At 37.9% G+C, this 21,695-nt stretch carries 19 protein-coding genes and 4 tRNA genes; 6 read left to right on the top strand and 17 right to left on the bottom strand.

All coding sequences use genetic code 11. The annotated features are described in order from the left end of the window. Positions 1–26: 26 nt before the first annotated feature. On the bottom strand, positions 27–245 hold the full coding sequence (locus MJY40_RS00600; protein WP_317855156.1) for a helix-turn-helix domain-containing protein: 219 nt from the start codon (positions 243–245) through the stop codon (positions 27–29). Positions 246–350: 105 nt separating this feature from the next. Here MJY40_RS00600 and MJY40_RS00595 point away from each other — a divergent pair, with 105 nt between their 5' ends. Beyond that, a complete protein-coding gene (locus MJY40_RS00595; RefSeq protein ID WP_317855155.1) occupies positions 351–695 on the top strand; it encodes an SLOG family protein in 345 nt (114 codons plus the stop codon). A gap of 143 nt (positions 696–838) precedes the next feature. On the opposite strand, the gene MJY40_RS00590 is transcribed toward MJY40_RS00595, so the two are convergent. Further along, complete coding sequence (locus MJY40_RS00590; RefSeq protein ID WP_317855154.1) at positions 839–3,628, bottom strand: hypothetical protein; 2,790 nt, start codon at positions 3,626–3,628, stop codon at positions 839–841. A 325-nt stretch (positions 3,629–3,953) separates the two neighbouring features. On the opposite strand from MJY40_RS00590, the gene MJY40_RS00585 reads away from it, so the two are divergent. After that, positions 3,954–4,835 (top strand): DMT family transporter, encoded by an 882-nt coding sequence (locus tag MJY40_RS00585; protein WP_317855153.1) that lies wholly within the window; start codon positions 3,954–3,956, stop codon positions 4,833–4,835. A gap of 196 nt (positions 4,836–5,031) precedes the next feature. On the opposite strand, the gene MJY40_RS00580 is transcribed toward MJY40_RS00585, so the two are convergent. From MJY40_RS00580 to MJY40_RS00560, 5 genes are all read right to left on the bottom strand, one after another. Beyond that, on the bottom strand, positions 5,032–5,637 hold the full coding sequence (locus tag MJY40_RS00580; protein ID WP_317855152.1) for a DUF975 family protein: 606 nt from the start codon (positions 5,635–5,637) through the stop codon (positions 5,032–5,034). Between the two features lie 117 nt (positions 5,638–5,754). Further along, positions 5,755–5,828: transfer RNA gene (locus MJY40_RS00575), tRNA-Met, on the bottom strand. A gap of 38 nt (positions 5,829–5,866) precedes the next feature. Continuing rightward, positions 5,867–5,947, bottom strand: a tRNA-Tyr gene (locus MJY40_RS00570). A gap of 200 nt (positions 5,948–6,147) precedes the next feature. Beyond that, positions 6,148–6,220 (bottom strand) — tRNA-Thr (locus MJY40_RS00565). 104 nt (positions 6,221–6,324) lie between these two features. Beyond that, on the bottom strand, positions 6,325–6,531 hold the full coding sequence (locus MJY40_RS00560; protein ID WP_317855151.1) for a hypothetical protein: 207 nt from the start codon (positions 6,529–6,531) through the stop codon (positions 6,325–6,327). Between the two features lie 390 nt (positions 6,532–6,921). Between MJY40_RS00560 and MJY40_RS00555 the strand changes: the two genes are divergently transcribed. The 3 genes from MJY40_RS00555 (at position 6,922) to MJY40_RS00545 (ending at position 9,136) form a co-directional block, all read left to right on the top strand. Next, complete coding sequence (locus tag MJY40_RS00555) at positions 6,922–7,383, top strand: hotdog fold domain-containing protein (protein ID WP_317855150.1); 462 nt, start codon at positions 6,922–6,924, stop codon at positions 7,381–7,383. A gap of 13 nt (positions 7,384–7,396) precedes the next feature. Continuing rightward, positions 7,397–7,879, top strand: a complete 483-nt coding sequence (locus tag MJY40_RS00550) for a PaaI family thioesterase (RefSeq protein WP_317855149.1) — start codon at positions 7,397–7,399, stop codon at positions 7,877–7,879. A 357-nt stretch (positions 7,880–8,236) separates the two neighbouring features. Continuing rightward, positions 8,237–9,136: a carbohydrate kinase family protein gene (locus tag MJY40_RS00545; protein WP_317855148.1), complete on the top strand. Its 900-nt coding sequence runs from the start codon at positions 8,237–8,239 to the stop codon at positions 9,134–9,136. A 369-nt stretch (positions 9,137–9,505) separates the two neighbouring features. Here the strand turns inward: MJY40_RS00545 and MJY40_RS00540 are convergent, their stop codons facing one another. The 8 genes from MJY40_RS00540 to MJY40_RS00505 all read right to left on the bottom strand — a co-directional run bounded on the left by MJY40_RS00540 (position 9,506) and on the right by MJY40_RS00505 (position 16,390). Continuing rightward, positions 9,506–9,736, bottom strand: a complete 231-nt coding sequence (locus MJY40_RS00540) for a hypothetical protein (protein WP_317855147.1) — start codon at positions 9,734–9,736, stop codon at positions 9,506–9,508. A 325-nt stretch (positions 9,737–10,061) separates the two neighbouring features. Further along, a tRNA-Ser gene (locus MJY40_RS00535) sits at positions 10,062–10,149 on the bottom strand. A gap of 63 nt (positions 10,150–10,212) precedes the next feature. Next, positions 10,213–10,767, bottom strand: coding sequence for a Holliday junction resolvase RecU (locus tag MJY40_RS00530; RefSeq protein ID WP_317855146.1), 555 nt, complete (start codon positions 10,765–10,767; stop codon positions 10,213–10,215). A 362-nt stretch (positions 10,768–11,129) separates the two neighbouring features. Further along, entirely contained in the window at positions 11,130–11,924 is a 795-nt protein-coding gene (locus MJY40_RS00525; protein WP_317855145.1) for a divergent polysaccharide deacetylase family protein, read from the bottom strand. 277 nt (positions 11,925–12,201) lie between these two features. Continuing rightward, positions 12,202–12,711: a Gx transporter family protein gene (locus MJY40_RS00520; RefSeq protein ID WP_317855144.1), complete on the bottom strand. Its 510-nt coding sequence runs from the start codon at positions 12,709–12,711 to the stop codon at positions 12,202–12,204. Continuing rightward, positions 12,708–13,070, bottom strand: a complete 363-nt coding sequence (locus tag MJY40_RS00515; protein WP_317855143.1) for a NusG domain II-containing protein — start codon at positions 13,068–13,070, stop codon at positions 12,708–12,710. Before MJY40_RS00515 ends, MJY40_RS00520 begins: the two co-directional genes overlap by 4 nt. A 415-nt stretch (positions 13,071–13,485) precedes the next feature. Beyond that, positions 13,486–14,976: a recombinase family protein gene (locus MJY40_RS00510; RefSeq protein ID WP_317855142.1), complete on the bottom strand. Its 1,491-nt coding sequence runs from the start codon at positions 14,974–14,976 to the stop codon at positions 13,486–13,488. A 46-nt stretch (positions 14,977–15,022) separates the two neighbouring features. Continuing rightward, positions 15,023–16,390 carry a recombinase family protein gene (locus tag MJY40_RS00505; protein WP_317855141.1) on the bottom strand — a complete coding sequence of 456 codons (1,368 nt, stop codon included), beginning with the start codon at positions 16,388–16,390 and terminating at the stop codon, positions 15,023–15,025. A 77-nt stretch (positions 16,391–16,467) separates the two neighbouring features. Here MJY40_RS00505 and MJY40_RS00500 point away from each other — a divergent pair. Then, a protein-coding gene (locus tag MJY40_RS00500; RefSeq protein ID WP_317853734.1) for an IS3 family transposase occupies positions 16,468–17,579 on the top strand; the annotation gives its coding sequence in 2 pieces (ribosomal slippage) (positions 16,468–16,720 and positions 16,720–17,579; 1,113 coding nt in all). 206 nt (positions 17,580–17,785) lie between these two features. Here the strand turns inward: MJY40_RS00500 and ltrA are convergent. Next, positions 17,786–19,582, bottom strand: a complete 1,797-nt coding sequence (gene ltrA / locus MJY40_RS00495; RefSeq protein WP_317855140.1) for a group II intron reverse transcriptase/maturase — start codon at positions 19,580–19,582, stop codon at positions 17,786–17,788. An 819-nt stretch (positions 19,583–20,401) separates the two neighbouring features. Next, complete coding sequence (locus MJY40_RS00490) at positions 20,402–21,691, bottom strand: DUF8193 domain-containing protein (RefSeq protein WP_317855139.1); 1,290 nt, start codon at positions 21,689–21,691, stop codon at positions 20,402–20,404. Positions 21,692–21,695 lie beyond the last annotated feature (4 nt).

The raw sequence follows: 21,695 nt of genomic DNA, 5'->3' as shown, positions 1-21,695 counted from the left end.
GGGTGAGCAGGTGCCCCTACAAAACCTTATTTCTTTCTTGGATATGGTTTCTTTTCATCTGTCAAGCCAGCCAGATAATCCATGCTGGTATCCAATACCACTGCAATTTTTTGACATTGTTCAAAAGTTAAATATCGTTTTCCATTTTCAATTTTAGAATAGTCACTTTGGTCTATTCCAGTCAATAATTGCATTTTGATTTGTGTATATCCTTTTTCTTTCCGTAGTGCACGCAACCTACTCATAATATCACCTCTATAATATTATGGCAAATTACCCTATTGTAATTAGGGTGATTTTGACCTATTATAGAAAGAGTATGATACTAAAATATACCATGAGGTGATGATATGAAAATAGCAATTATTGGTTCCAGAACACTAACCATAGACAATCTAGGGGACAATCTAGGGGACTATCTACCAGAAAATGTAACAGAAATTGTATCTGGTGGTGCAAAAGGTGTGGATACTTCTGCAAAAGCCTATGCACAGGCAAACAACATTCCTTGTGTAGAATTTTTACCAGATTATAAAACATACAAACGTGGTGCTCCCCTAAAAAGAAATTTACAAATCATTGCATATGCGGATATGGTACTTGCATTTTGGGATGGAAAGAGCAAAGGTACTGGATTTGTCATCAAAGAATGTATTGCACAAAACATCCCATATCAAATCATTTCCATTCCATGAAAAAGGGTGGATATCGAATCCACCCCTACAAACCAAAACATTCAAATCATACAAAACACATGCAAACCCAATCGCCTGTAGGGTTGATTCACGAATCAACCGCAATCCTACATTGCAATATTATGGTACAAATCAAATTCTTCTTACATTTGTTCCTCGGTCAAATATGGTTTGGAGAACCAAACTGCTGGATTATCTTGGCTGACAGCATCTTGGTAGCCATCAAATGTAGCGAAATAGGTCACTGCTTCATATTTACTATACTCCTCTTGTGCTGGATCAAACCATTGTTGTTCATCCAAATTGACAGTGGCTTCATTTTTCATAACAACTATATTGCCATAGCGATCATAATTGTCATATTGTTCATCCATATAAATCCATTCTCCAGTCTTTGGATCCATAAGTGTTGTATAGTCTTTGGCTTCCGATTCGGAATCAAACAGGTAAATTCTTTGGATATCCACAGGTGTTCCACTGGTATCATAGGAAACAACGGTTCCCCAAACACAGGAGAAGAAACGTAGGGTATCTGTTTGATTGTAATAAATGGATGGTGTGATATTTTGCTCTGCAATGCGATAATCGTCAGTTGTTGGTGTTGCATATTCCAAAGTTTTGAAATCACTGGTATCGCAATACATATCCAATCTACTTTGTTCCATATCAATCTCTGGTTTTGAGAAATAATGGTCATACTGGTCATAATTTTCTGCCAAGTATTTGATTTTACCTTGTTTGGTAGAAAAACCGCCATATGTTCTGCTGGAAGAAAATGTGCGATTGAAATAATAGGCATTTCCTACATTGATATAGGTATCTTCCACATAGTCCTCTGGTGCAAATACTTCTGATGGTCCTGAATTGACACGAAACTCTGCTTCTGTCACATAACGTTCCAATTTCTGAATGATATTTCCATCATCATCATAGGAATACAAATACCCATTGTCTGGATATTTCTGGTCAAATTCAATTTCCCAATCGTCTGTCAGGGGTGTGAAATACAAGTCATCCCCATCAAATTCTGCAATTCCAGAAGCATAAATGCCATCGCCTGTTGGTGTACTATCTTCTGGAACGAAAGAAGCCAATGTTGCTTCTGTTGGATATGGCACTTGTACGCATTTGATGTAGTTGTCTGCTGTTGCAATGGCTGGCACACCACCTTCTTCTATACTGACAAGAGATAAACCATATTCATCCACTTCTGCTTGCATCACCGCTTCCACTTCTTCTTTGGACAAGCCATACTTGGAATCGTAGCTGAAGTAGATATCTTGGTGATACACCAAATCACGTTCATTATAGACTTTTTTATTTCCAGTCAAGCCAGCTGCATTATCAAAAGCAGTGCCACCTGAAAATTGATAGATATTGTAGGAAGAACAGGAAATTCCATCTTCATAGGCAATAATCCACTTCTGGTAAGCATTTGGGTCTACATTGTCATGGATGGTATAGGTCATTTTATCATCATAATGGGTTTCAAAAATCAAAGCATTCACCCAAACACCAGTCGCTATGGATTGGTTGTAGAGTGCCAATTGATCCTCTGTGAAATATGGTTTGGAGAAAGCCTGCACTCCACCACCTTGTGCCATAGATTGACCATAATTGTCATGCTGGCTGCCATTGACCATTGACAGTGTCAAAACTTGCTTGGATTGCTTGAATTGGTTGGATACACCCAACCCATAGATATAGGTATTATTTGGATATTGGTACACATGATTTTCAGCATCTAATGTAATCCAATATGCATCTGCAATGGCAATTTCTTCTTTGTTTTCTTCTGGCAACATAGCAAGAGAAACACGATTCATGGTAGAACCATCTGTATCAAATTCCAGAACAATTGCATGGAGTGCAGCAGAAATGCTTTGTGTTGTGGAATAGAAGAATTCTTGAACAAAATAGTCATCTGTTGCTGGTGTATAGTAGTCCAACAATTGGAAATCATTCACATCGTTGTTGCAAACAAAGGAAAATTCACTGATTTCTGGCTTGGACATATACCCAGACACAAAGTTTTGCATGGAATAGGTACGCAATGCTTCTTTATCTGTGATGAAGGTTGCTCCACCAATTGCATCTACCTCCAACATATATTTGTCAAACTCCACTTCTTCGTAGAAATATTCAGTGCAAACACCATCAGCATCTATATTTCCATTGTAATTTGGAGAACGTAACACCATACGAGAAACATTGCTGTTTTCATCAAAATCAATGAGGTATGCATGTAAATTATCGGTGGTATAACTTGGCATATCTTCCTGACTTTCCACATAATAGGCATAATCATCACCAAGTGGTGTGAAGTAGATATCATCTTCTGGAACACGTGGCAAAATTTCTGGATAAGCAAAGGAACCTGTATATTCCACTGCTGTAAAACCACCTACCACAACTTCAGAAGCATCATACACATAAGAAGTATGTCCATTGACAGGCTCCCTCATATACAAGTCATAGCTGGACACCTCATAGAAACTGAATCCCCTATAAACAGACGTATCCACATCCCAATCCCACTCCAAACCAGCATCAAAATCCACATGCAACAACAAATCATTGCCTACAACTTCATACGCCACATCAGCAAGAATGGATAAGCTGTAGCTATCTTCTGATAAATTTTCACGGGCGTATAAATAGGAAGAAGGATTGCCTATATCATCATCTTCATCATAATTGAGCATAACCGTAAAGGCTTCGTCCATGGAAATTTGCCACTCGGAATCGGTGTCACCTTCTGCAAAATAGGCATCTGTTATGTAGAAATCTGCTTGCAAATCATCCAAAATCTGTACCTGTAGAATTGGGCTTTCTTCTGTTGCATCTGCCACTTCTGTGGTTTCTTCTTTGCTGCCACAACCAAAACAAGAACAAATCAAAATCAATATTAAGGGATATAACAGTTTTTTCATATGATAACCTCCTAGTGGACACAAGTGTTTTCTAGTTGCATTGTACCCCTAAATCCTTGAAAAATCAATGTTTCTGATGATTTTAATGTCCCAATTCATAATAAAAGGATTCATAGAATAGCGTAGGGGTCGATGCCCTCATCGACCCGTTTGATACCACTTCGTCATTGGGTTATCCCATAAAATCATTACTCTCTATTTGGATTTATTTCACATCTGCAAATATTTGGAAATTTCAAAGAATTTATCTTGTATTTTGTCAAAAGAAATGATATAGTTTTGATACATTTCAATCCACCAAAGACAAAGATAGTAGGAGATATTTATGGAACAATACAGCGAAAAGAAACAAATTTTGATAGCAGATGTATGTTTGCTCTTTGCAGCCATGTTTTGGGGTGGTGGGTTTATTGCTGCTGACATTGCAGTGGTGCATTTCACACCTTTTTATTTGATTGCAATGCGTTTTTGCTTGGCTTCTGTGCTCATCTATTTCCTGTTTCGTAGACATGTGCATCATGCTGGCAAAGGGGAACTGGTTGGTGGTGTTGTCATTGGTAGCATTATGTTCTTTATGTTGCCCTTTCAAGTCATTGCTCTGCGTTATACCACACCTTCCAAACAAGCCTTTATTTTGGCAATGTATGTTGCCATTGTTCCACTGCTTTCTTGGTTGGTTTCTAAGAAAAAACCAAGTTTGCAAACCCTTGTATCTGGTCTAATTGTGATTTTTGGTGTTGGTATCATCGCTTTGACAGACACTTTTACCATTGCATTGGGTGATGCCCTTTCCTTGGTGGGTGCTTTTGCATATGCACTTGTGGTTGTGGCAACTGGCTATTTTGTCACCAAACACAATCCATTTGCCATTTCCTTTTACTCCTATTTGACAACAGGTGTGTTGGCTTTGGTGTTTGCTTTGCTATTTGAAGAAATGCCAACTGCATTCCCAAAAGAAGGGGTTTTGGGCGTTTTGTACCTTGCCATCATCAATACAACAGTCGCTTATACCTTGCAAAACTTTGCACAGAAATATACCTCCGATAGCCACGCTGCTATTTTGGTCTCCACAGAAAGCGTATTTGCCTTTGTCTTTTCCATTATGCTCTTTGGTGAAGCCTTTACTTGGCGTGTGCTCATTGGCGGTTTGGTGGTGTTTGTGGGTGTGATTTTGTCACAGTTGAAGATTGGTAAAAAAACATCTTAAAGCATCTAAGGGTGGATATGGAATCACCCCTACATTGGATTCATAAAAGATGTTTCCCATTCATCAAATGCTTGACGTTGCATCAAAACCTCAATACCTTCGATATTCTTGTAGGGGATGGGTTTCCCATCCAGTCATACCCAAAATACAAAAGAGAACATTTCCACTCATATCTGTAGAAATGCTCTCTTATTTTTTATGCAAATTCTGTTAAGGCTGGCTCCACAATCGCCTGTGGTTTGATTCCATTGTAGAAATTGGCTGTGGTTGCATTTATATATGGAATGGCGTAAATTCCAGCAATCCCAAATGTCACAATCATCAACAAAGTCCAAGGGATGAATGTGAGATGAAGCACAAACAGTTCCATTTTGTGACCATCCATCATACGTTTGCTTTCTTGGATGACTTGGCTTGCAGAATATTCTGGATGCTCTGCAAGAATGAAATATACCATAAAATAGGAATAGCTTTTGATGATTCCTGGTATGACAAACAGCAAACTCCAAAGAAAACAATAGAGCACCGTCAAAAATGCAGTGACAAAGCATTTCCAGAAAATAGAAAATCTTTCCATCAATGTTTCAAGGCGAACCGGCTCACCTTCTGCCAATCTGAGATAAATCAACATTGTTCCAATGGATAAAGCTGGTGTCACCAATGCTGAGATGACTATACCCAAAACAGGCACCAATTCCACCGCTGCCAAACACAACCACATCAACAAACTACACACAAATAACATACCGATGTTACCTTTGATTTGTTCTTTTGCCATGCGTTTCAAATTTCCACGATCCATACTATCCTCCTATTTTTCTGATGCTCTTCATTGCAAAATAAACCACTAAAGTTTTGCAGTATCACTTTATGTTTGTATGAAAAAAACCAACCTCGTAAATTGAGATTGGTTTTTGAGTTGCGGAGACCAGATTTGAACTGATGACCTTTGGGTTATGAGCCCAACGAGCTACCGGGCTGCTCCACTCCGCGGCAATAAAAATTTGATTCAGTTTTAAAAGGTAATAAAATGGGCGGAGAAGGATTCGAACCTTCGAAGCTATCGCAACAGATTTACAGTCTGCCCCCTTTGGCCGCTCGGGAATCCACCCCAATAGTGTAATCATTTTGCGTTTATGAGCTTCCGACCAAGGGCACATAGTGACCAAAGAGGATGCGAATGCAAAATGATGAAACGGTTTTTTCTGTAGTCAAAGACGAAAGAAAAAAATTTACCTTAATCAGTGTAATCATTTTCAACTCTTCAAACATAAAGAAAAAATAACCTTGTTTACCTTGATTAAAAAATCAAAGCCGATGATCGGACTCGAACCGATAACCTGCTGATTACAAGTCAGCTGCTCTGCCAATTGAGCCACATCGGCATATGAAATTGAATCAGTAGCATATGAATACGCCACGAATTAGATAATAACATACATATCCTATCTTGTCAATCATTTTTCCAAATTAATCGAATTTTTTCTTTCTACATCATTTGCATCACCGCTTTCATTACCTCCATCAAATATTTTTCCATGAATTGCACCACAACCACCAAAGTGGCTACATAGCATCCCACACCAATGATTTTTTGGATGTGTGCTTGCTTTTTGGTGTTTACCATAGACTCCAAAAGCGACTGGATGCAAAGGATTACAAAAATTTGACCCACCAAAGTAAAAAAGCCTTCCATATGGTCACACCTCCAAAAACACCTCTTTTTCTATAAATATGAAAAATCCTCTTTTCAAATGACCATTTTCCAGTCATAATAAAGAGTAGACAAAGCCTACAGAATGACAAATTACGTAAATATTGCAATCGTAGGGGATGCATTGTATGCATACCGTCATGAATTGCCACAAAAATCAAAGATTCTTCGTCACTTTACGGGCAGCCACATAGTGTCATCATTTTGCAAGCAAAATCACACTTCGTGTGACCGCCATATCTTTGACGATGAGGGCAGCCCTTACAGAATGACAGAATACGTGAATATTGCAATTGTAGGGGATGCATTGTATGCATACCGTCATGAATCCACATAAATAAAAATTACATTTACATATAGAAAGGAATTCCCATGAACACACAATCATCTCAATCACACATGGAAAAATGGTTTTTGGAAATGACAGCACCAAATTCCCCATATTGCAACAAGGGTATTGGTGCCAAATTCCAACCCACATTCGTTTCTTGTGATCTACAAACCAAAACAGTAACACTTGCCTATTCTGTTATGGATTGGCAATTGAACCCACACAAAAGTATGCATGGTGGACTGACTGCAACCGCAATTCAATTTACCATGGAATTGTTGGGGTTATATTTCACGAATGGTAAAAAAGTAGCATTGATTTCTGCTGAAACAGCATACCAAAAGCCAATTACAATTGGCAAAACCATCCATGTTACCGTCAAAATCACAGCACAAACCAATCAAATTTTCTTTCACGGTGGTGCTTATTTTGCTGACACAAACAGCTTGGCATCTTCTGCTTCTGGGATTTTCTCCTTGGAAACAGATGCCATTTCCCAATAGAAAGGTGGTTTTTATGGTTACTTTAGACAACATTTCCACACAAGAGGACATGGAAACATGGTTCCATCAACTGGAAAATCCAAACAATCCCATGATGCAATCTGGTGCTTTGTCACTGACAAAACCCAAGTTATACGCTTGTGATTTGGCAAAGAAAGAGGCTTCTTTCACATTTTTGGTGGAGGATTGGCAGTTGCATCCCGATGGTACATGGCACACAGGACTTGTGACCACTGCTTTTGACACAGCATTCGGCTTGCTTTGTCATTGTTTTGCAAAGGATCATATCATTTGTACCGTCAATTTGAGCATTGCATTTTTGCAATCCATACCAGCAGACAAAAAAGTGGTATTTCGTGTGTATGCCCTATCCACAGGTAGAACCATTGCCACGTTTCGTGGAGAAGCATATTTGGCAGAAGACCCAAGTGTGAAGTTTGCAACAGCAGACACCACATTTATGATTTTGCAAAAACGATTCCAAACACCGATGTGAAATTACCACGAAACATCAATATGCAATTGTAATAAACGGGTTGTCGAGGATGTCAACCCCTACAAAAATCAAAAACGGGTTTAACGGGTAACGAAACGTCACCCCTACAAAATCCAATGATGGTGTCAATAACGCAACGGGTGGATATGGAATCCACCCCTACAAAATTGAATGATGATGTCAATAAAATAACGGAGCGATGAGGGCATCGCTCCCTACGAAATCGATTTGTGGCATCAATAAAACAAACGGGTGGATATAGAATCCATTCATATAAAACCGAAAATAGAAATATGATACACTTGTAGGGAATGGTCTTGACCATTCCGCATTCATATAACAGAAAGAAGGTATTTCATGAAACAAACACTGGTCATTGGCTCCACAGTTGTGGATGTCATTGTCAACATTCCAAAACTACCAAAAACAGGTGAAGATGTGCATATTTCCAAACAAAGTCGTTCTTTGGGTGGTTGTGCTTTCTTGGCATCTGATATTTTGCGTCATTTCCAAGTTCCCTACAGCCTTTGTACTGCTGTTGGTGGTGGTATTTATGGCGATTACGTCTACACCCATCTCAAAAAACGTGGTGTTCCCATCTACATCCACAGACCAGAATCTGAAAACGGTTGTTGCTATTGCATGGTGGAAGCTGATGGTGAACGTACTTTCATTGTGGATCATGGCATTGAGTATACTTTCTATGAATCCTACTTGGAAACCATTGACACAGACAGCATTGATTCTGTTTACATCTGTGGTTTGGAAATTGAAGAATACACTGGTGGTGAAATTGTAAACTACTTGGAGAAACACCCTGATTACACCATTTATTTTGCTTCAGGTCCACGTATTATGGAATTGCCACAGGATTTGGTTGCCAGAATATTTGCAATGCACCCTATTTTGCATCTCAATGAAGATGAAATTATGGCATATACCCACACCACATCCCACGAAGCAGGTGCTAAGGCTTTGTTTGCTTTGACACAAAACACAGTTGTTGTGACCCTTGGTGAAAAGGGCTCCTATTGTTATGATGGAACCAACGAAATCTTTGTACCATCTAAGCCAGTTGCAAACGTTGTGGATACCATCGGTGCTGGTGATTCCCATATTGGTGCCATTATGGCTTGCAGACGTTTGGATATGGATTGGAAGAAGGCATTGACCATTGCAAATGAAGTTTCTGCTGCTGTGGTTGCCACAGAAGGTGGTTTGCTTGAGAAATTGCCTGTGGAAGTTTCAAAGACTTAAGATTCTTCGTTGCACTCTGAATGACAGGTGGGATTCACCCACAGTGAAAAACTAAGATTGCATGGTGAATAGTTGAAAACCATTTGCTGTTGTAATACTCTGTTAAATCCAAAACTTTACAATCGTTATTTGTAAGGAACGAAGGTGGTGCTTTGCACCGTAGATTTGACCGTTGTGCGGTTGGGTCAAGACCCAACTCTACATTGACTAAATGTAAACTTTTAATCTTAACTAGATGGTAGGGGCGGATTCCATATCCGCCATAATTTTACAAAAAAAAGACGGTACCGTTGATGATATCGTCTTTTTGTTTGCAAACAAACTATTCACTATTCATTCTTCGCTCTTCACTGAGCGAACTTGCTTCGCTTAATATTCTTTTCCCATCATCAAAGCAACATCCATCCATTCTACCACCATATTATAAGCAGTAGTTGGATCTTTTAGATTTTCCAAGGTTTCTTCATCGCTTTCAAAGGTCAAAAGCAAATCGTCATAAAGATTATAGAAATCCACACGCCAGTCTGTTTTGTCCTTGTATTCCAACAGATGTTCACACATTTCATTGACACCTTGAATGGTATATTTATCATGAGTCATAGTATCATCTCCTTCATATCCTCTACCTATATCATCAGTATATCAAAAATCCGAGGAGTTGCAAGAGATTTGCGTAAATTTCAATGAAAATAGATAATTTTTTCACACAATGTGGTGTTGTAGTAGGTAGATATGGAATCCACCCACGCAAAACCGAACTATGATATCGTTGTACCACAAAATACAAATACGCAATTGTAGGGTTGATTCATGAATCAACCGTTTTAATACCATTACATGCCATATCCATTTTACATAATATAACATTGCATTATCACACAAAACCGCATAAAAAAAGGAACCAACCAATTGATTGATTCCTCTACGGAGAAAGAGGGATTTGAACCCTCGCGCCGCGTTAACGACCTATACCCTTAGCAGGGGCACCTCTTCAGCCTCTTGAGTATTTCTCCACACTCATAATGCTTACTGCCAAAATATCATATCATGAATTTTTATGAATGTCAATTCTTTTTTTAATTTTTTTCAAATACACCATTTTCTATGTCCTTCAAATAGAGGCTAACACCTTCCAAATAATGCAAAACACCTTGTTTTACCATATGAATTGCATAGCGTTTGTCAAATGCATCGTATGGTATGGATTTGCGACCACCTGCCTGTGCTGCTTGCCAAAATTTCTGCAATGTGGCAAATGGCAGCAAATAATATTCATCCATTTTTGAAAAATGCACCAACAAGAAAGAAAGTCCCTTTTGTTTTTGGAATTGTTCCATAAACTCCACCTGATGTGCATGGATATTTTGTAGTGGCAAATTTCCAAGACCTGTTTCTTTGGCATCGAAACAAATGGGTATCCCTTGTGCAACGCCAATGTAATCCACTGTACTCTGTTTTTCAAAATATGCCAAGGTGATGACGTGTTTCTCCCCATCGAATTGCACAGGTGTAATGGGAGTTGGCACCTTTTGCAACAAAGCAAGCCCCATTGTTTGGTATTGTTCATTTGTGAAATTGATACAGTCCTCGAAAGCACTGCCTCTAAGACCTCTGGAATTCCAATGTGCCATAGGTTTCTCCTTTATAAATATATTGAACAATGAATCGTAGGGGTTGGCGTCCCCGACAACCCGCAGTTCAGGATGGGAAACCCATCCCCTACGATATATTCGTATTTTTTGATTGATATAGATAACATATAAACCGCTGTCATTTTGAATGGAATGAAGAATCTTGTTTTCAGATTCCTCGATACCTCGGAATGACAGAACATCTGACAGTTGCCAATAGCCCACTTAATTTGTCATTCTGAATGGAATGAAGAATCTTTCTTTTTGCAGGATGGGAAACCCATCCCCTACGTTGTGTGCATCATTTAAAGTTGTAGTGTTTTGGTTGATATGAATAGCATCCCATATGATATATTCATAGTTTAAGATTGCAATTCTGAAGCGAAAACAAAGGTAATGCCCAAGTCTTCCAATTCCTCTTGCAACTCCCCTATGGCTTCCACTGTCACCATACCACCTTCTGGGCCTACATGACCAATGGCAACCGCTTCTCCATTTGCAAGAGCAATTTCTGCTGCACGTCGTAGATTTGCTTTGACTTCATCCTTAGAATCGGTGCTATCCAAAAACACATCACGAGCCAAGAAGGAAACGTCATTTGTTTCTGCCAATTCCTGACCCAGACTGGCACCTGTTGTGACGCTATCCAAGAAGAACACATCCCGTTTCGACAGTTCTGCCATCAAAACGCCTAGGCTTCTGCCATCTTCCATAACCGCTGAACCCATATGATTATTGACACCCACAGCATTGGGCACCACTACAAAGGCTTCCTCCACCACAGACACAATTTCTGCATCTGTCATATTGCAAAAGATTCCAGTATCTCCAACCCAAGATGGATCACCTGTTTTGGACTGCATGGGCATATGTATGATGATTTCTTTGCCCGCTTCTTCTGCCAAAATCACATTTTCTGCTGAATCTTCTGAAAAAGGCATCAATGCCACTGTAAATGGAATGTCCAACGCCAACATTTCCTTGGTACCTTCTCCATTGTAGCCAAAATCGTCTATGACAATTGCCAATTTTGCATCCCTTTGGGTGTTGGAAACCACCACAGATTGCTCCTGACTTTGTGCTGTCAATCTACCACCCACAAAGCACAACATGAATAATACCAAGTAATAGAGTCCACTTTTCGCCAATTTTTCCATATGCATACCCCCTATCGCTACTATTAGGATACACATAGAGCTTGGCAAATATGCCAGTGAACAGCAAAGACCAAGATTCCTCATTTCATTCTAAATGACAGACGTATTTCGACATTTGCTCCGTAGGGGAGGGTTTCCATGCCCTCCTGTAGGTTGGTGGCGATTTATGACGGTCGATTCGTGAATCGCCCCTACAATGCATTCGTATTGTCATTCAAAGTTTTGCGAGATGGGAAACCCATCCCCTACAGTGCATTATATTTGTGTGTGTGTTTGATTATTGTCTCTTTTCCACCAATGCCAAGGTTCTACCTGCCACAACACCAATCAGAGTGCCTGTGACCGCTGCAAAAATCAACAAAACAGGCAAATAGTAGAACAATTTCAGGTTTTCTACAACCGCTGCTGCCACCAAAATCTGACCTACATTATGGAACACAGCACCTACCACGCTAACACCAATGATGCTGAAACCCTTGATTTTTTTCAGCAATACCATAGCCAAAAGACTCATCAAACCACCAGACAGACTATACAACAAGCCAGCAAAGCCTTGGAACAAGAGTCCAGCCAACAAAATACGCACCACAGACACAAACAATGCAGATTTTGCATCCATATGATACAAAGCCACCACAACCACAACATTGGCAAGCCCCAATTTCATACCAGGCACCAAAAAAGGAAGTGGTATCAACATCTCCACATAGCTCATCATCAAAGCCAAAGCAGCAAACACACCGAAATATGCAACTCGTCTATTGGAATTTTGACTTGTTTTCATCATCCCACCACCAAATCTGAAGTTGCTTCTGCACCACCAACCACTTCCACCACCAATTTATGTGGCAAACAGACAATGGTTTCACCTGTACGCATAATGGCAATGTGTTCCACGCAAATATGGTCTCTACAATCTGCATCCAACATATGCACAACACCATCTTCTATGATGAGGGTATTGTAACCAGCATCTGTTTCAATGGTATAGGTGCCATCTGTTTCCAAGGAATATTCCTCCACCATTTGACCATCCACTGTGACAACTGCAAAACCGCCATCTTCTTTTGTGAATTGCAAAAAAAGCGCCATAACAGCACCCACAATCACAATCACCAATATCAAAATTTTATCTTTTTTCTGCAAAATTGTCACCTCAATATAAATTCTTTTCTATAGGTATTTTACAACCAAAATGGTTTTTGTGCAACGAAAAAAGGAAGCATATGCTTCCTTTTTTGTTTTTTCGTAGGATTTATTTCTGAAAAAAATTCCATCTACGCAGAATAGATGTCATTTAAAAATCAAAGGTGGATTTGAACTCTCACACCCTTGATGTTTATTTCCTAACGTAGTATAACATATAGGCTATAGTTTTACAAGAGTTTTTTCTATACATTTTATAAATTCATTCTTTTCTATACACCTTGTAAATCTCCTGACACTGCGTTTCATTATTATATACAATTCTTTTTGGGGAGGATCTCTCATTATTTCTACTTCTTTTTGTTATTAGATAAGTAGAACCAAATTCTCGGTTCTGCTCTGTATCATGATATTATTATTGTTTTTTCAATTTTCTCACTTTCAATTCAATTAGTTGTTCATGCACTGTTCCATTTTTAAAGTAGATGATAATGTGATTGGTGTCCATCACTTTGATGGTGTCTATGGTCTGTCTAACCAAGCTGTCATTATACTCTAAAATATCCTGCGGTTGACTTTCTAAATAACTTCGTACTTCCAGCAATTTTTCTTCTATGGTACTTTCAATATCATTATTCGCTTTGTACTCGTCTATAATATCTTGAATTCTTCTCGCTTCAACCGATAGGGAATGCATTTGTTTTTCTGCCTGTGCATATTCATATTCATTTTTGCATTCTCCACTTTCTTCAACTATTTGCATGATTTTATCAATCATAACTTTCACTTGTTGTTCCAGTTTTCCTATATCAATTGTTCCATCCACTTGCTTTCTCATGGCATCTCTCAGATTTTTTGTCAGTGCGAATGGAACTATTTTTTCTGTATTATACGATGATAAAATTGCACCCATGATAGCTTTATGTAAGCTTTCTTCATCTACACTGACCGAATCGCTACAATATTTCGTACCATAATCAAGTCGATTGATACACCTCCATACTGGTTGCTTTTCACCACTTCGTTTGGTCCACACAACTCTGCGGTATGGTGAACCACAATGTCCACAGATTAGAATTTCAGATAGTGCGTATAAACTACTGTATTTACCACTTTCCGTAATCGTTGTTTTGGAAACTTTACGTTTACCACCACGTCTAGCTTTTTCAGCTTGCACTCTATCGAATATCTCCCTTCCTATGATAGCAACATGGTTGTTTTTAATATAAATCTTTGGGAGCTCGCCATTGTTCACTTTGCATTTTTTGCTAATAGGATCCGTAACAAAGGTTTTTTGCAGAATCACATCTCCACAATATTTTTCATTTGATAACAATGAGCGTATAACAGGTTCTTTCCACTTGTTATTATTTCGATAAGGTATTCCCTCTGCATTGAGTGTATCTGCAATACCTCGTGTTGTATCGCCTGACAAATAACTTTCGTAAATTCTTCGTATGATGATAGCTTCTTCTGGTATGATTTCTGGTTGTCCATCTTCTCCTTTTTTATAGGCATAAATTCTACTATATTGAAACGTAACTTTCCCTTCTTTCATTGCCATACGTTTGCCCATCTTCACATTCATACTCAATGAATTCAATTCCTCTTGTACAAGGGAAGCAAGGATTGTCAATACTACTTCACTATTTTCTTCTAAAGTGTTGATATTCTCCTTCTCGAACAGCACCCCCACACCCATCGCTTTGAGTTTTCGCACATAACCGATGCTATCCAGAGTATTTCTTGCAAATCGACTAATGGACTTTGTAATGATAAGGTCTATTTTTCCATTTTTACAATGTCGTATCATTTTCATGAATTCTGGTCTTTTTTCAGCAGATGCACCAGAAATCCCTTCGTCTGATTGTGTCAAGTAAAGACTTAAAAAAACATCCCACTTCATGCAATTTCTACGAAATGCACAAAAAGTGGGGTGTCTTTTTAACTTTTTACGATGTGGTGTTTTCTGTCATGCTCATATCAAAATTCCAATCAATATGGATTTCATCTTGTGAATATACATAGATGCAATCCACAAAATACACAACCATTTCTCTTGTTAGCTTTTCACTTTGCAAATAGTTCATCAAGGTATCATCTTTTGGCAAAGCAGTATTTTCTGAAACACTTATAGCAGATAGTTCCTGCTCTAATTTTTCAATATGCGTTCGTATTTCTTCTTCAAGAGTATCTTTTTCGGTTCTAAGTTTTAAATACTCTTTCGCTGTGATGATTCCCTCATTTTTTTTATCATAAAGATTTGCTTTGTCCATTTGGCAACGCTTTAAACTACCATGATAAATTTTGAGTTGTTTTTTGATTTTAGCAACAGTATTGGTAGCTTTTTTCATACCTCGTACTTGCTTTTTCTTTAAATACGCAGTAATAAATGTTTTTATTGCTTGAAATACTATCTCAGCCATATCTTCTTCTTTGATATGCTTTTTGAAACACGAAATATCATCTACATGGTTTTTAGTGGTGCAGTAGTACCTATTAGCACTCTTGGCAAGCAAATGATTACAAGTCCCACATCTAATCTTTTTTGAGAATAAATGTACTTTAGGCGATGATAACTCCTTGAAAGCAACCTCTTTAATCACCTTTTGTGCCTGTTCAAAATCTTCTAAGGCAACAAGGGGGTTGTGCATATTAGGTACAGAGATAACATCTTTAGGGTCGCTTTTCTTTGTTTGTTTACTTCCAACTTCAACAACATATCTTTTACCATAAATCACATTGCCTAAATAGGACTCATTACGAAGTATCTTGTAAACATCATTATCTTTCCAATAAACTTTATCAGAAACAGTGTGCCATTTGCGTTCAAGCCCTATCATATTTTTGTAGGTCATAGGTGTTGGTATGCCCTCAGCATTTAATACTCTTGCTATTTCGCCCGTAGTCATACCTGTTAGTGCCATTTCAAACACTCTTTTTACAACTTCTGCTGATAATTCTTCAACCTCTAATTTGTGCTTATTATCTTTTTGCTTTTGGTATCCAAACACAGGATAGCCACCGATAAACTTGCCTTGCAATGCCTTATTTCTTTTGGCAGTTTTTACTTTAACTGATAAGTCTTTGCTATAAAAACTCATAATGATATTTTTAAAAGCAACATCTATACCACTGGTTCTGCCATTAGCCTTAGCACTGTCATAGCCATCGGTAACTGAGATAAACCGAACTCCCATAAAAGGAAATATCTGATCAATATAATCACTTACAGTTATATAATTTCTCCCGAAACGTGAAAAATCTTTTACAACTACGCAATCAATCTTTCTCGCCTTAATATCTTCAAGCATAAGCATGGAATGGCTATACTTAACTAGACAGAAAAGATAAGGTCATGTAAAATAAAACTAATATAAAATAAGGAGATGATTACATGACTAAAAAACGACAACGAAGAGAATTTACAGAAGAATTTAAACAGCAGATGGTTCAATTATATAACAACGGAAAATCGAAAGCAGATATCAATCGTGAATACGATTTAACACCATCGGCACTGAATCGCTGGATACAGCGTTACAATGCTACTGGTTCTACAAAAGAAGCTGATAATCGCACACCAGAAGAAGCTGAACTCATCAAACTTCGTAAAGAGCTACAACAGCTACGAATGGAAAATGACATACTAAAGCAAGCGGCGCTGATATTCGGACGAAAGTAATTGTAATTCGAGCAAATCGACACAAATACTCTATATCAGCCATGTGTAAATGCCTTGAAATCAGCAGGAGTACCTACTATTACGAGGCTTCGTCCAAGAAAGATGATACGGAATTAGAACAAGAAATTGAACGGATTTTTTATGAAAATAAAGAAGTCTACGGAAGTCGTAAAATGAAAAAAGAGCTGAAGAAGTTGGGCAAACAGGTTTCTAGACGCAGAATTTGCCGCATTATGAAACGTTTAGGGCTAATTTCGGTCTATACCGTTGCCAAGTTCAAACCACAAAAGCAACAATGCAATGAGTCGCCAGTAAAAAACGAACTAGCTCGTCAATTTGATAACCAGCCTCCCAATGCAGTAATTGTTGGGGATTTGACGTATGTTCGAGTGAACTATAAATGGAACTATGTTTGTATCTTAATTGATTTATTCAACCGAGAAATCGTTGGATTTAGTGCAGGACTTCACAAAAATGCTCAGTTGGTATATGATGCTTTTGCAACAATCAAAGGGAATTTATCTGAAATCGAGTTGTTCCATACGGATCGAGGCAGCGAGTTTAAAAACTATCTCATTGATGAAATGTTAGATGTGTTTCAGATCAAACGATCCCTCAGCATGAAGGGCTGCCCCTATGATAATGCAGTTGCAGAAGCCAATTTCAAGGTATTCAAAACAGAATTTGTTCGAGGACGAAATTTCGTCAGTTTGGAGCAATTGAAGTTAGAACTTGCAGACTATGTGCATTGGTTCAATAACATACGTTTGCATGGCTCTTTGGATTATAGAACACCAGCCGAATATCGGGTACTGACCTTATAAAAATTGTCCAAAAAAGTGTTGACATTCCAGCATAAAACTCGGTCTGTCAAAGTTGACTATAGTGATAGGTAAGTCTTTGATGTCATCTCCAACTTTTCCCCCACTCCACACCGAGCGTGCGAGTTTCCCCGCACTCGGCGTTCCATCAATATAAACTTCTTCTTGTCTAACGATACTTTAAACTAAACACAAATTAGCTTTAACAATTATATACAGGACAAATTCAGTTGTTTTCTTAGCTTGTTTATTTTGGATAGTTGCGTTTTATCAAATCCGATATGATTTTTATAATATTCAATAGTTTCAGCTTTAATAGCGTGAATTAAAATATGAACATCTTTTGTAACCCATACCAGATTTAAGTAACTGTTATCCTTTTTAACACTTTTTGGAACTTTATGGTGACAGTGCATATTTCCTATTTCAAGTAATTTGCCTGTAACAAAACATTTTCCGTTTTGCCCACTGTACAGCGAAATTCTATTGTTGTAGAACTCTGTATTTGTACCTTGTGGTACATTTTCCATTAGATAGTGAAGAATAGTCATATCAACACTTGCAAGTTTTTTGTGTATTTCTGCTCTACCTTGCTCAGTATAATTATTGATAGTCCTTTTCTTGTCTAATGGTGTAACAAACTGTACATAACTAATAGGCACAATAGCAGTTTTTCCGACAAAAGACAGTTGTTTACTGCTCCCATAGCGTTCTTTGATATATCCTGTTGCTGTTCCTGTTTTCTTTGTTTCAAGCCTATATTTTAAGGTTCTTCTTACGATAAATGCGATACTACTAAAATCCTTGCTACAACCAGTAGCAATTTGATAATAATTGTGATATCCAATTGCCTTGCTATTGAGTAACCAAAGGTCTTTATTTCGGCAACTAGAATATTGTGATTGTTTTACTTGCTTTACATATTCTACTAGAATTTTCTTTTTAGCTTTATCAGACATATGACTTTTAACAACTTGTTTATTGTTTTTCTGATGTAATTTTAGTTTAAATCCTAAAAAGACTGTATAGTTTTTCTTTAAGTTGGTGATTGTAGATTTTTCTTCACTAATATCAAGGTCAAGTCTTTCTTTGAGCCATTTTGTAACAGCAGTAAAAATTTTCTTTGCTGTTGCATAATCAGTTGTAAAAATCTTAAAATCATCAGCATATCTTACAATGTGCATTTCTTTAAGTGTTGTCTGCTTTCTCATTCTCCTATATTCGCAACATCTATCTCTGCTACCATATTTATTGAATTTTGGAGTAACTTCTTTTAGGTCTTTGTTGCTCCATTGATTATTTATCCACCAATCAAGTTCATTAAGAACAATATTAGAAAGTAGAGGACTGATAATTCCTCCCTGTGGAGTTCCCTTATCACTTTTAATCACTTCGCCTGTTGGTAACACGATTTCGCTGTTTAAGATTTTGGAGATAATACATAACAAACTTTTATCTTTTATGCCTAATGACCACATCTGCTTTAACAGTTTTCCGTGATTTACATTATCAAAGAAACCTTTGATGTCAATATCAACGCAGTAGTGCATATGCTTTTGTTGCATACAATTCATCGCTTTTGCTAGTGCATTTTGACAACTTCTATTTGGTCTAAAACCATAGCTGTTATCACTGAACTTAGCCTCGCAAATTGGCTCTAAAACTTGTAAGATACATTGTTGTATTAGTCTGTCTGTAATAGTCGGTATTCCAAGTGGTCGCATTTTTCCACTGCCATCTGACTTAGGTATTTCTACCCGTCTAACTCTTGCAGGGTGATAATTGTTAAACATTTTCTGTATTTTCTCCACCAACACATCTGTGTCAGTGTCATTTATATTTTTAATATTCAACTTATCTACACCACTTGTTTTACTTCCTGTATTTGATTTCATATTTCTGTAAGCAAGTAATATGTTATTTCTTGATGTTATTATTTCAAGCAATTTATTAAAAGTTTTTCCCTCGTTTGATTGCTTGTATAACTTATCAAAAGTTTTTTGCATATCGTAGTATTCATTGTTTCATAGTATTTGCTTTTTGCTCTTTTTGTGTTTTTCAAACAAGTCTGCTTCCTCCTTAATTTTGGAGTACCGCATCTTTTAGTCGTAAAATGAACCTTGTTTAATATCGTTTTATTCGTTTTCGTTTATATTGACTGGTGGCTGTTGCTCCATTGCCATTACAGCAACTTCATTGCTCGTGCCACCGCTTTCAGTTAGATAAAAGCAGATTATATGAACTTTCATTTTCTCTACTAACACAGACCTAGCAGTCGATTTCCCACAATGAATTGTGTTCGTGTTCTAACTTTCCTTTGTTCCGTAATTTCTATCTTTTCATATATCCGTAGGTGTATCCTATGAGCCTGTGTGCCTGATATCGCCTGTAACGATATAGGGTATTTCAGAGGTAGGAATTTTACTTTACCCCACACACCAACAAATTTGTTTAGTCGTCAGTTAGACAACTTCGGCTTTTAGACCCGTACTTTCAGATATTCGTCAGAGATTTCTCTCATTCTCACCATAGATATTTTATAGACCCCCGACCTATCACCCACAGCCTTTTACAGCTTGTTTTTGCAATAACGATGTATTTCTACTGTCGCTAAAGCGAGTGCATACAGCCGACTTCACCGAGCTTTTAACCCTGTGTATGCTATTACACAACGCTAATCGGAGTATTAGGGTAGGCATTTCAGAGCGTTACTTCATCATTCTACCTATCAAAATTACAGTTAGATAGCTTTTGCTATCCGACTTTTTTAGCACTATACGGACTTTTGCCCATAGGTTTTAATCCTATGGAATAGTGTTTGTAAGTCAACAAATCGCACCCCACCAGCCTTCATCTTCCCATTTGGATACCCATGATTTACTGCTATGAGAATTCCCTTCACTATCCGTCCAACGCTTTGTTTTCCAATATCCATTGTCCACCCAATACTCTTGCCACCAAGGGTCCCATATAGTCCAACTGGTTTCCAATACTTCTTCTCTATTTGGAACACTCTCATATGAAAAGTCATCATTTCTATCATCAGCAACTGGATTAGGTGGTGGATTTTCGTCTAGGTCAATAATATTACAAGTAATAGTTGCACTATCTACATCACCTGGTCCTGATACAGAAACATCAATCACCATTTCCTGTGGTTCTGAAGGTGTCGTCCATTTCACCCAAACAATCTGGCCATCTCCACTTGGGTAATACACATTGCTCACACTGTACCTTGTCCCATCAATGGTAAAGTACACCGTGGTGTCATCGTCTGGATCTGATTGTCCACCCTTGACATAAACAGAAGTAATAACCTCTGTGTCCACTCGATACTCATAATCATACACTTCCACTTCTACATCTTCTGGCAACTCTGTAAAACGAACAATTCCTAATCCCAAAGATGAAATGATTTCAGAATCTGTCACTCTATCAATAGTACTTCCTGTCCATGCCGGATACCCTAAGTCACTGGTTTCCAAAAACATAGACAATGGCAAATTTTTATGAGAAAAGTCAATCAATCTACTTTTCACAAGACCTCCCAGCAATTCATCATACAAAGCAGTTTCTGTTGCTGTAGCAGCCATAAACACACCTTCAAATGTGTAATATCCAATAGGTTCTAGTAACAATTTATAATCTCCACCAATCAGAATGTCATAGTCCATGCCTACATATTCAGATATGGAACGAAGGACTTGTTCATCTGTAAAATAACTTTTGATTGCAGTAATATTATTGCTCCCATACTCACTAATAATAGTTGGCATACTCTCTGTAGGTTGAATATAAGAATAACCGCCTTGTACAGGTGATAACGCATCTCCACTGTTGTATTCCAACTTACTTACTTTGCCAAAATGATACAATGTACTGGCTGGTGACTTATTTGTGATATCTACAGATGTTGTTACAACCTTATAGTCGCTTGCTCTAACAACTGATACTCTTACTCCATCCATGCCTGGTGACCATACATTTGTAGCTGTTCCATTATCCAAACTCCCACCACCAGAATCAATATTGCTATCTCCTGTAGCAAACACTGTAACCAGGCTTCCTAACGATAAAATGCAACACAAACATAATGCAGTTATTATTTTTTTCATCTGC

The sequence above is a fragment of the Chakrabartyella piscis genome (assembly GCA_030067835.1).
Classification (GTDB): Bacteria; Bacillota; Clostridia; order Lachnospirales; family Anaerotignaceae; genus Chakrabartyella; species Chakrabartyella piscis.
Note: the sequence above shows the minus strand (reverse complement) of the source record. Positions and strands in the feature narration are given on the sequence as shown.

Bases quoted from the DNA above. Each gene is read 5' to 3' on its own strand.
- MJY40_RS00600 (WP_317855156.1), bottom strand. From the start codon at position 245: ATGAGTAGGTTGCGTGCACTACGGAAAGAAAAAGGATATACACAAATC.
- MJY40_RS00595 (WP_317855155.1), top strand. From the start codon at position 351: ATGAAAATAGCAATTATTGGTTCCAGAACACTAACCATAGACAATCTA.
- MJY40_RS00590 (WP_317855154.1), bottom strand. From the start codon at position 3,628: ATGAAAAAACTGTTATATCCCTTAATATTGATTTTGATTTGTTCTTGT.
- MJY40_RS00585 (WP_317855153.1), top strand. From the start codon at position 3,954: ATGGAACAATACAGCGAAAAGAAACAAATTTTGATAGCAGATGTATGT.
- MJY40_RS00580 (WP_317855152.1), bottom strand. From the start codon at position 5,637: ATGGATCGTGGAAATTTGAAACGCATGGCAAAAGAACAAATCAAAGGT.
- MJY40_RS00560 (WP_317855151.1), bottom strand. From the start codon at position 6,531: ATGGAAGGCTTTTTTACTTTGGTGGGTCAAATTTTTGTAATCCTTTGC.
- MJY40_RS00555 (WP_317855150.1), top strand. From the start codon at position 6,922: ATGAACACACAATCATCTCAATCACACATGGAAAAATGGTTTTTGGAA.
- MJY40_RS00550 (WP_317855149.1), top strand. From the start codon at position 7,397: ATGGTTACTTTAGACAACATTTCCACACAAGAGGACATGGAAACATGG.
- MJY40_RS00545 (WP_317855148.1), top strand. From the start codon at position 8,237: ATGAAACAAACACTGGTCATTGGCTCCACAGTTGTGGATGTCATTGTC.
- MJY40_RS00540 (WP_317855147.1), bottom strand. From the start codon at position 9,736: ATGACTCATGATAAATATACCATTCAAGGTGTCAATGAAATGTGTGAA.
- MJY40_RS00530 (WP_317855146.1), bottom strand. From the start codon at position 10,767: ATGGCACATTGGAATTCCAGAGGTCTTAGAGGCAGTGCTTTCGAGGAC.
- MJY40_RS00525 (WP_317855145.1), bottom strand. From the start codon at position 11,924: ATGGAAAAATTGGCGAAAAGTGGACTCTATTACTTGGTATTATTCATG.
- MJY40_RS00520 (WP_317855144.1), bottom strand. From the start codon at position 12,711: ATGATGAAAACAAGTCAAAATTCCAATAGACGAGTTGCATATTTCGGT.
- MJY40_RS00510 (WP_317855142.1), bottom strand. From the start codon at position 14,976: ATGAAGTGGGATGTTTTTTTAAGTCTTTACTTGACACAATCAGACGAA.
- MJY40_RS00505 (WP_317855141.1), bottom strand. From the start codon at position 16,390: ATGCTTATGCTTGAAGATATTAAGGCGAGAAAGATTGATTGCGTAGTT.
- ltrA (WP_317855140.1), bottom strand. From the start codon at position 19,582: ATGCAAAAAACTTTTGATAAGTTATACAAGCAATCAAACGAGGGAAAA.
- MJY40_RS00490 (WP_317855139.1), bottom strand. From the start codon at position 21,691: ATGAAAAAAATAATAACTGCATTATGTTTGTGTTGCATTTTATCGTTA.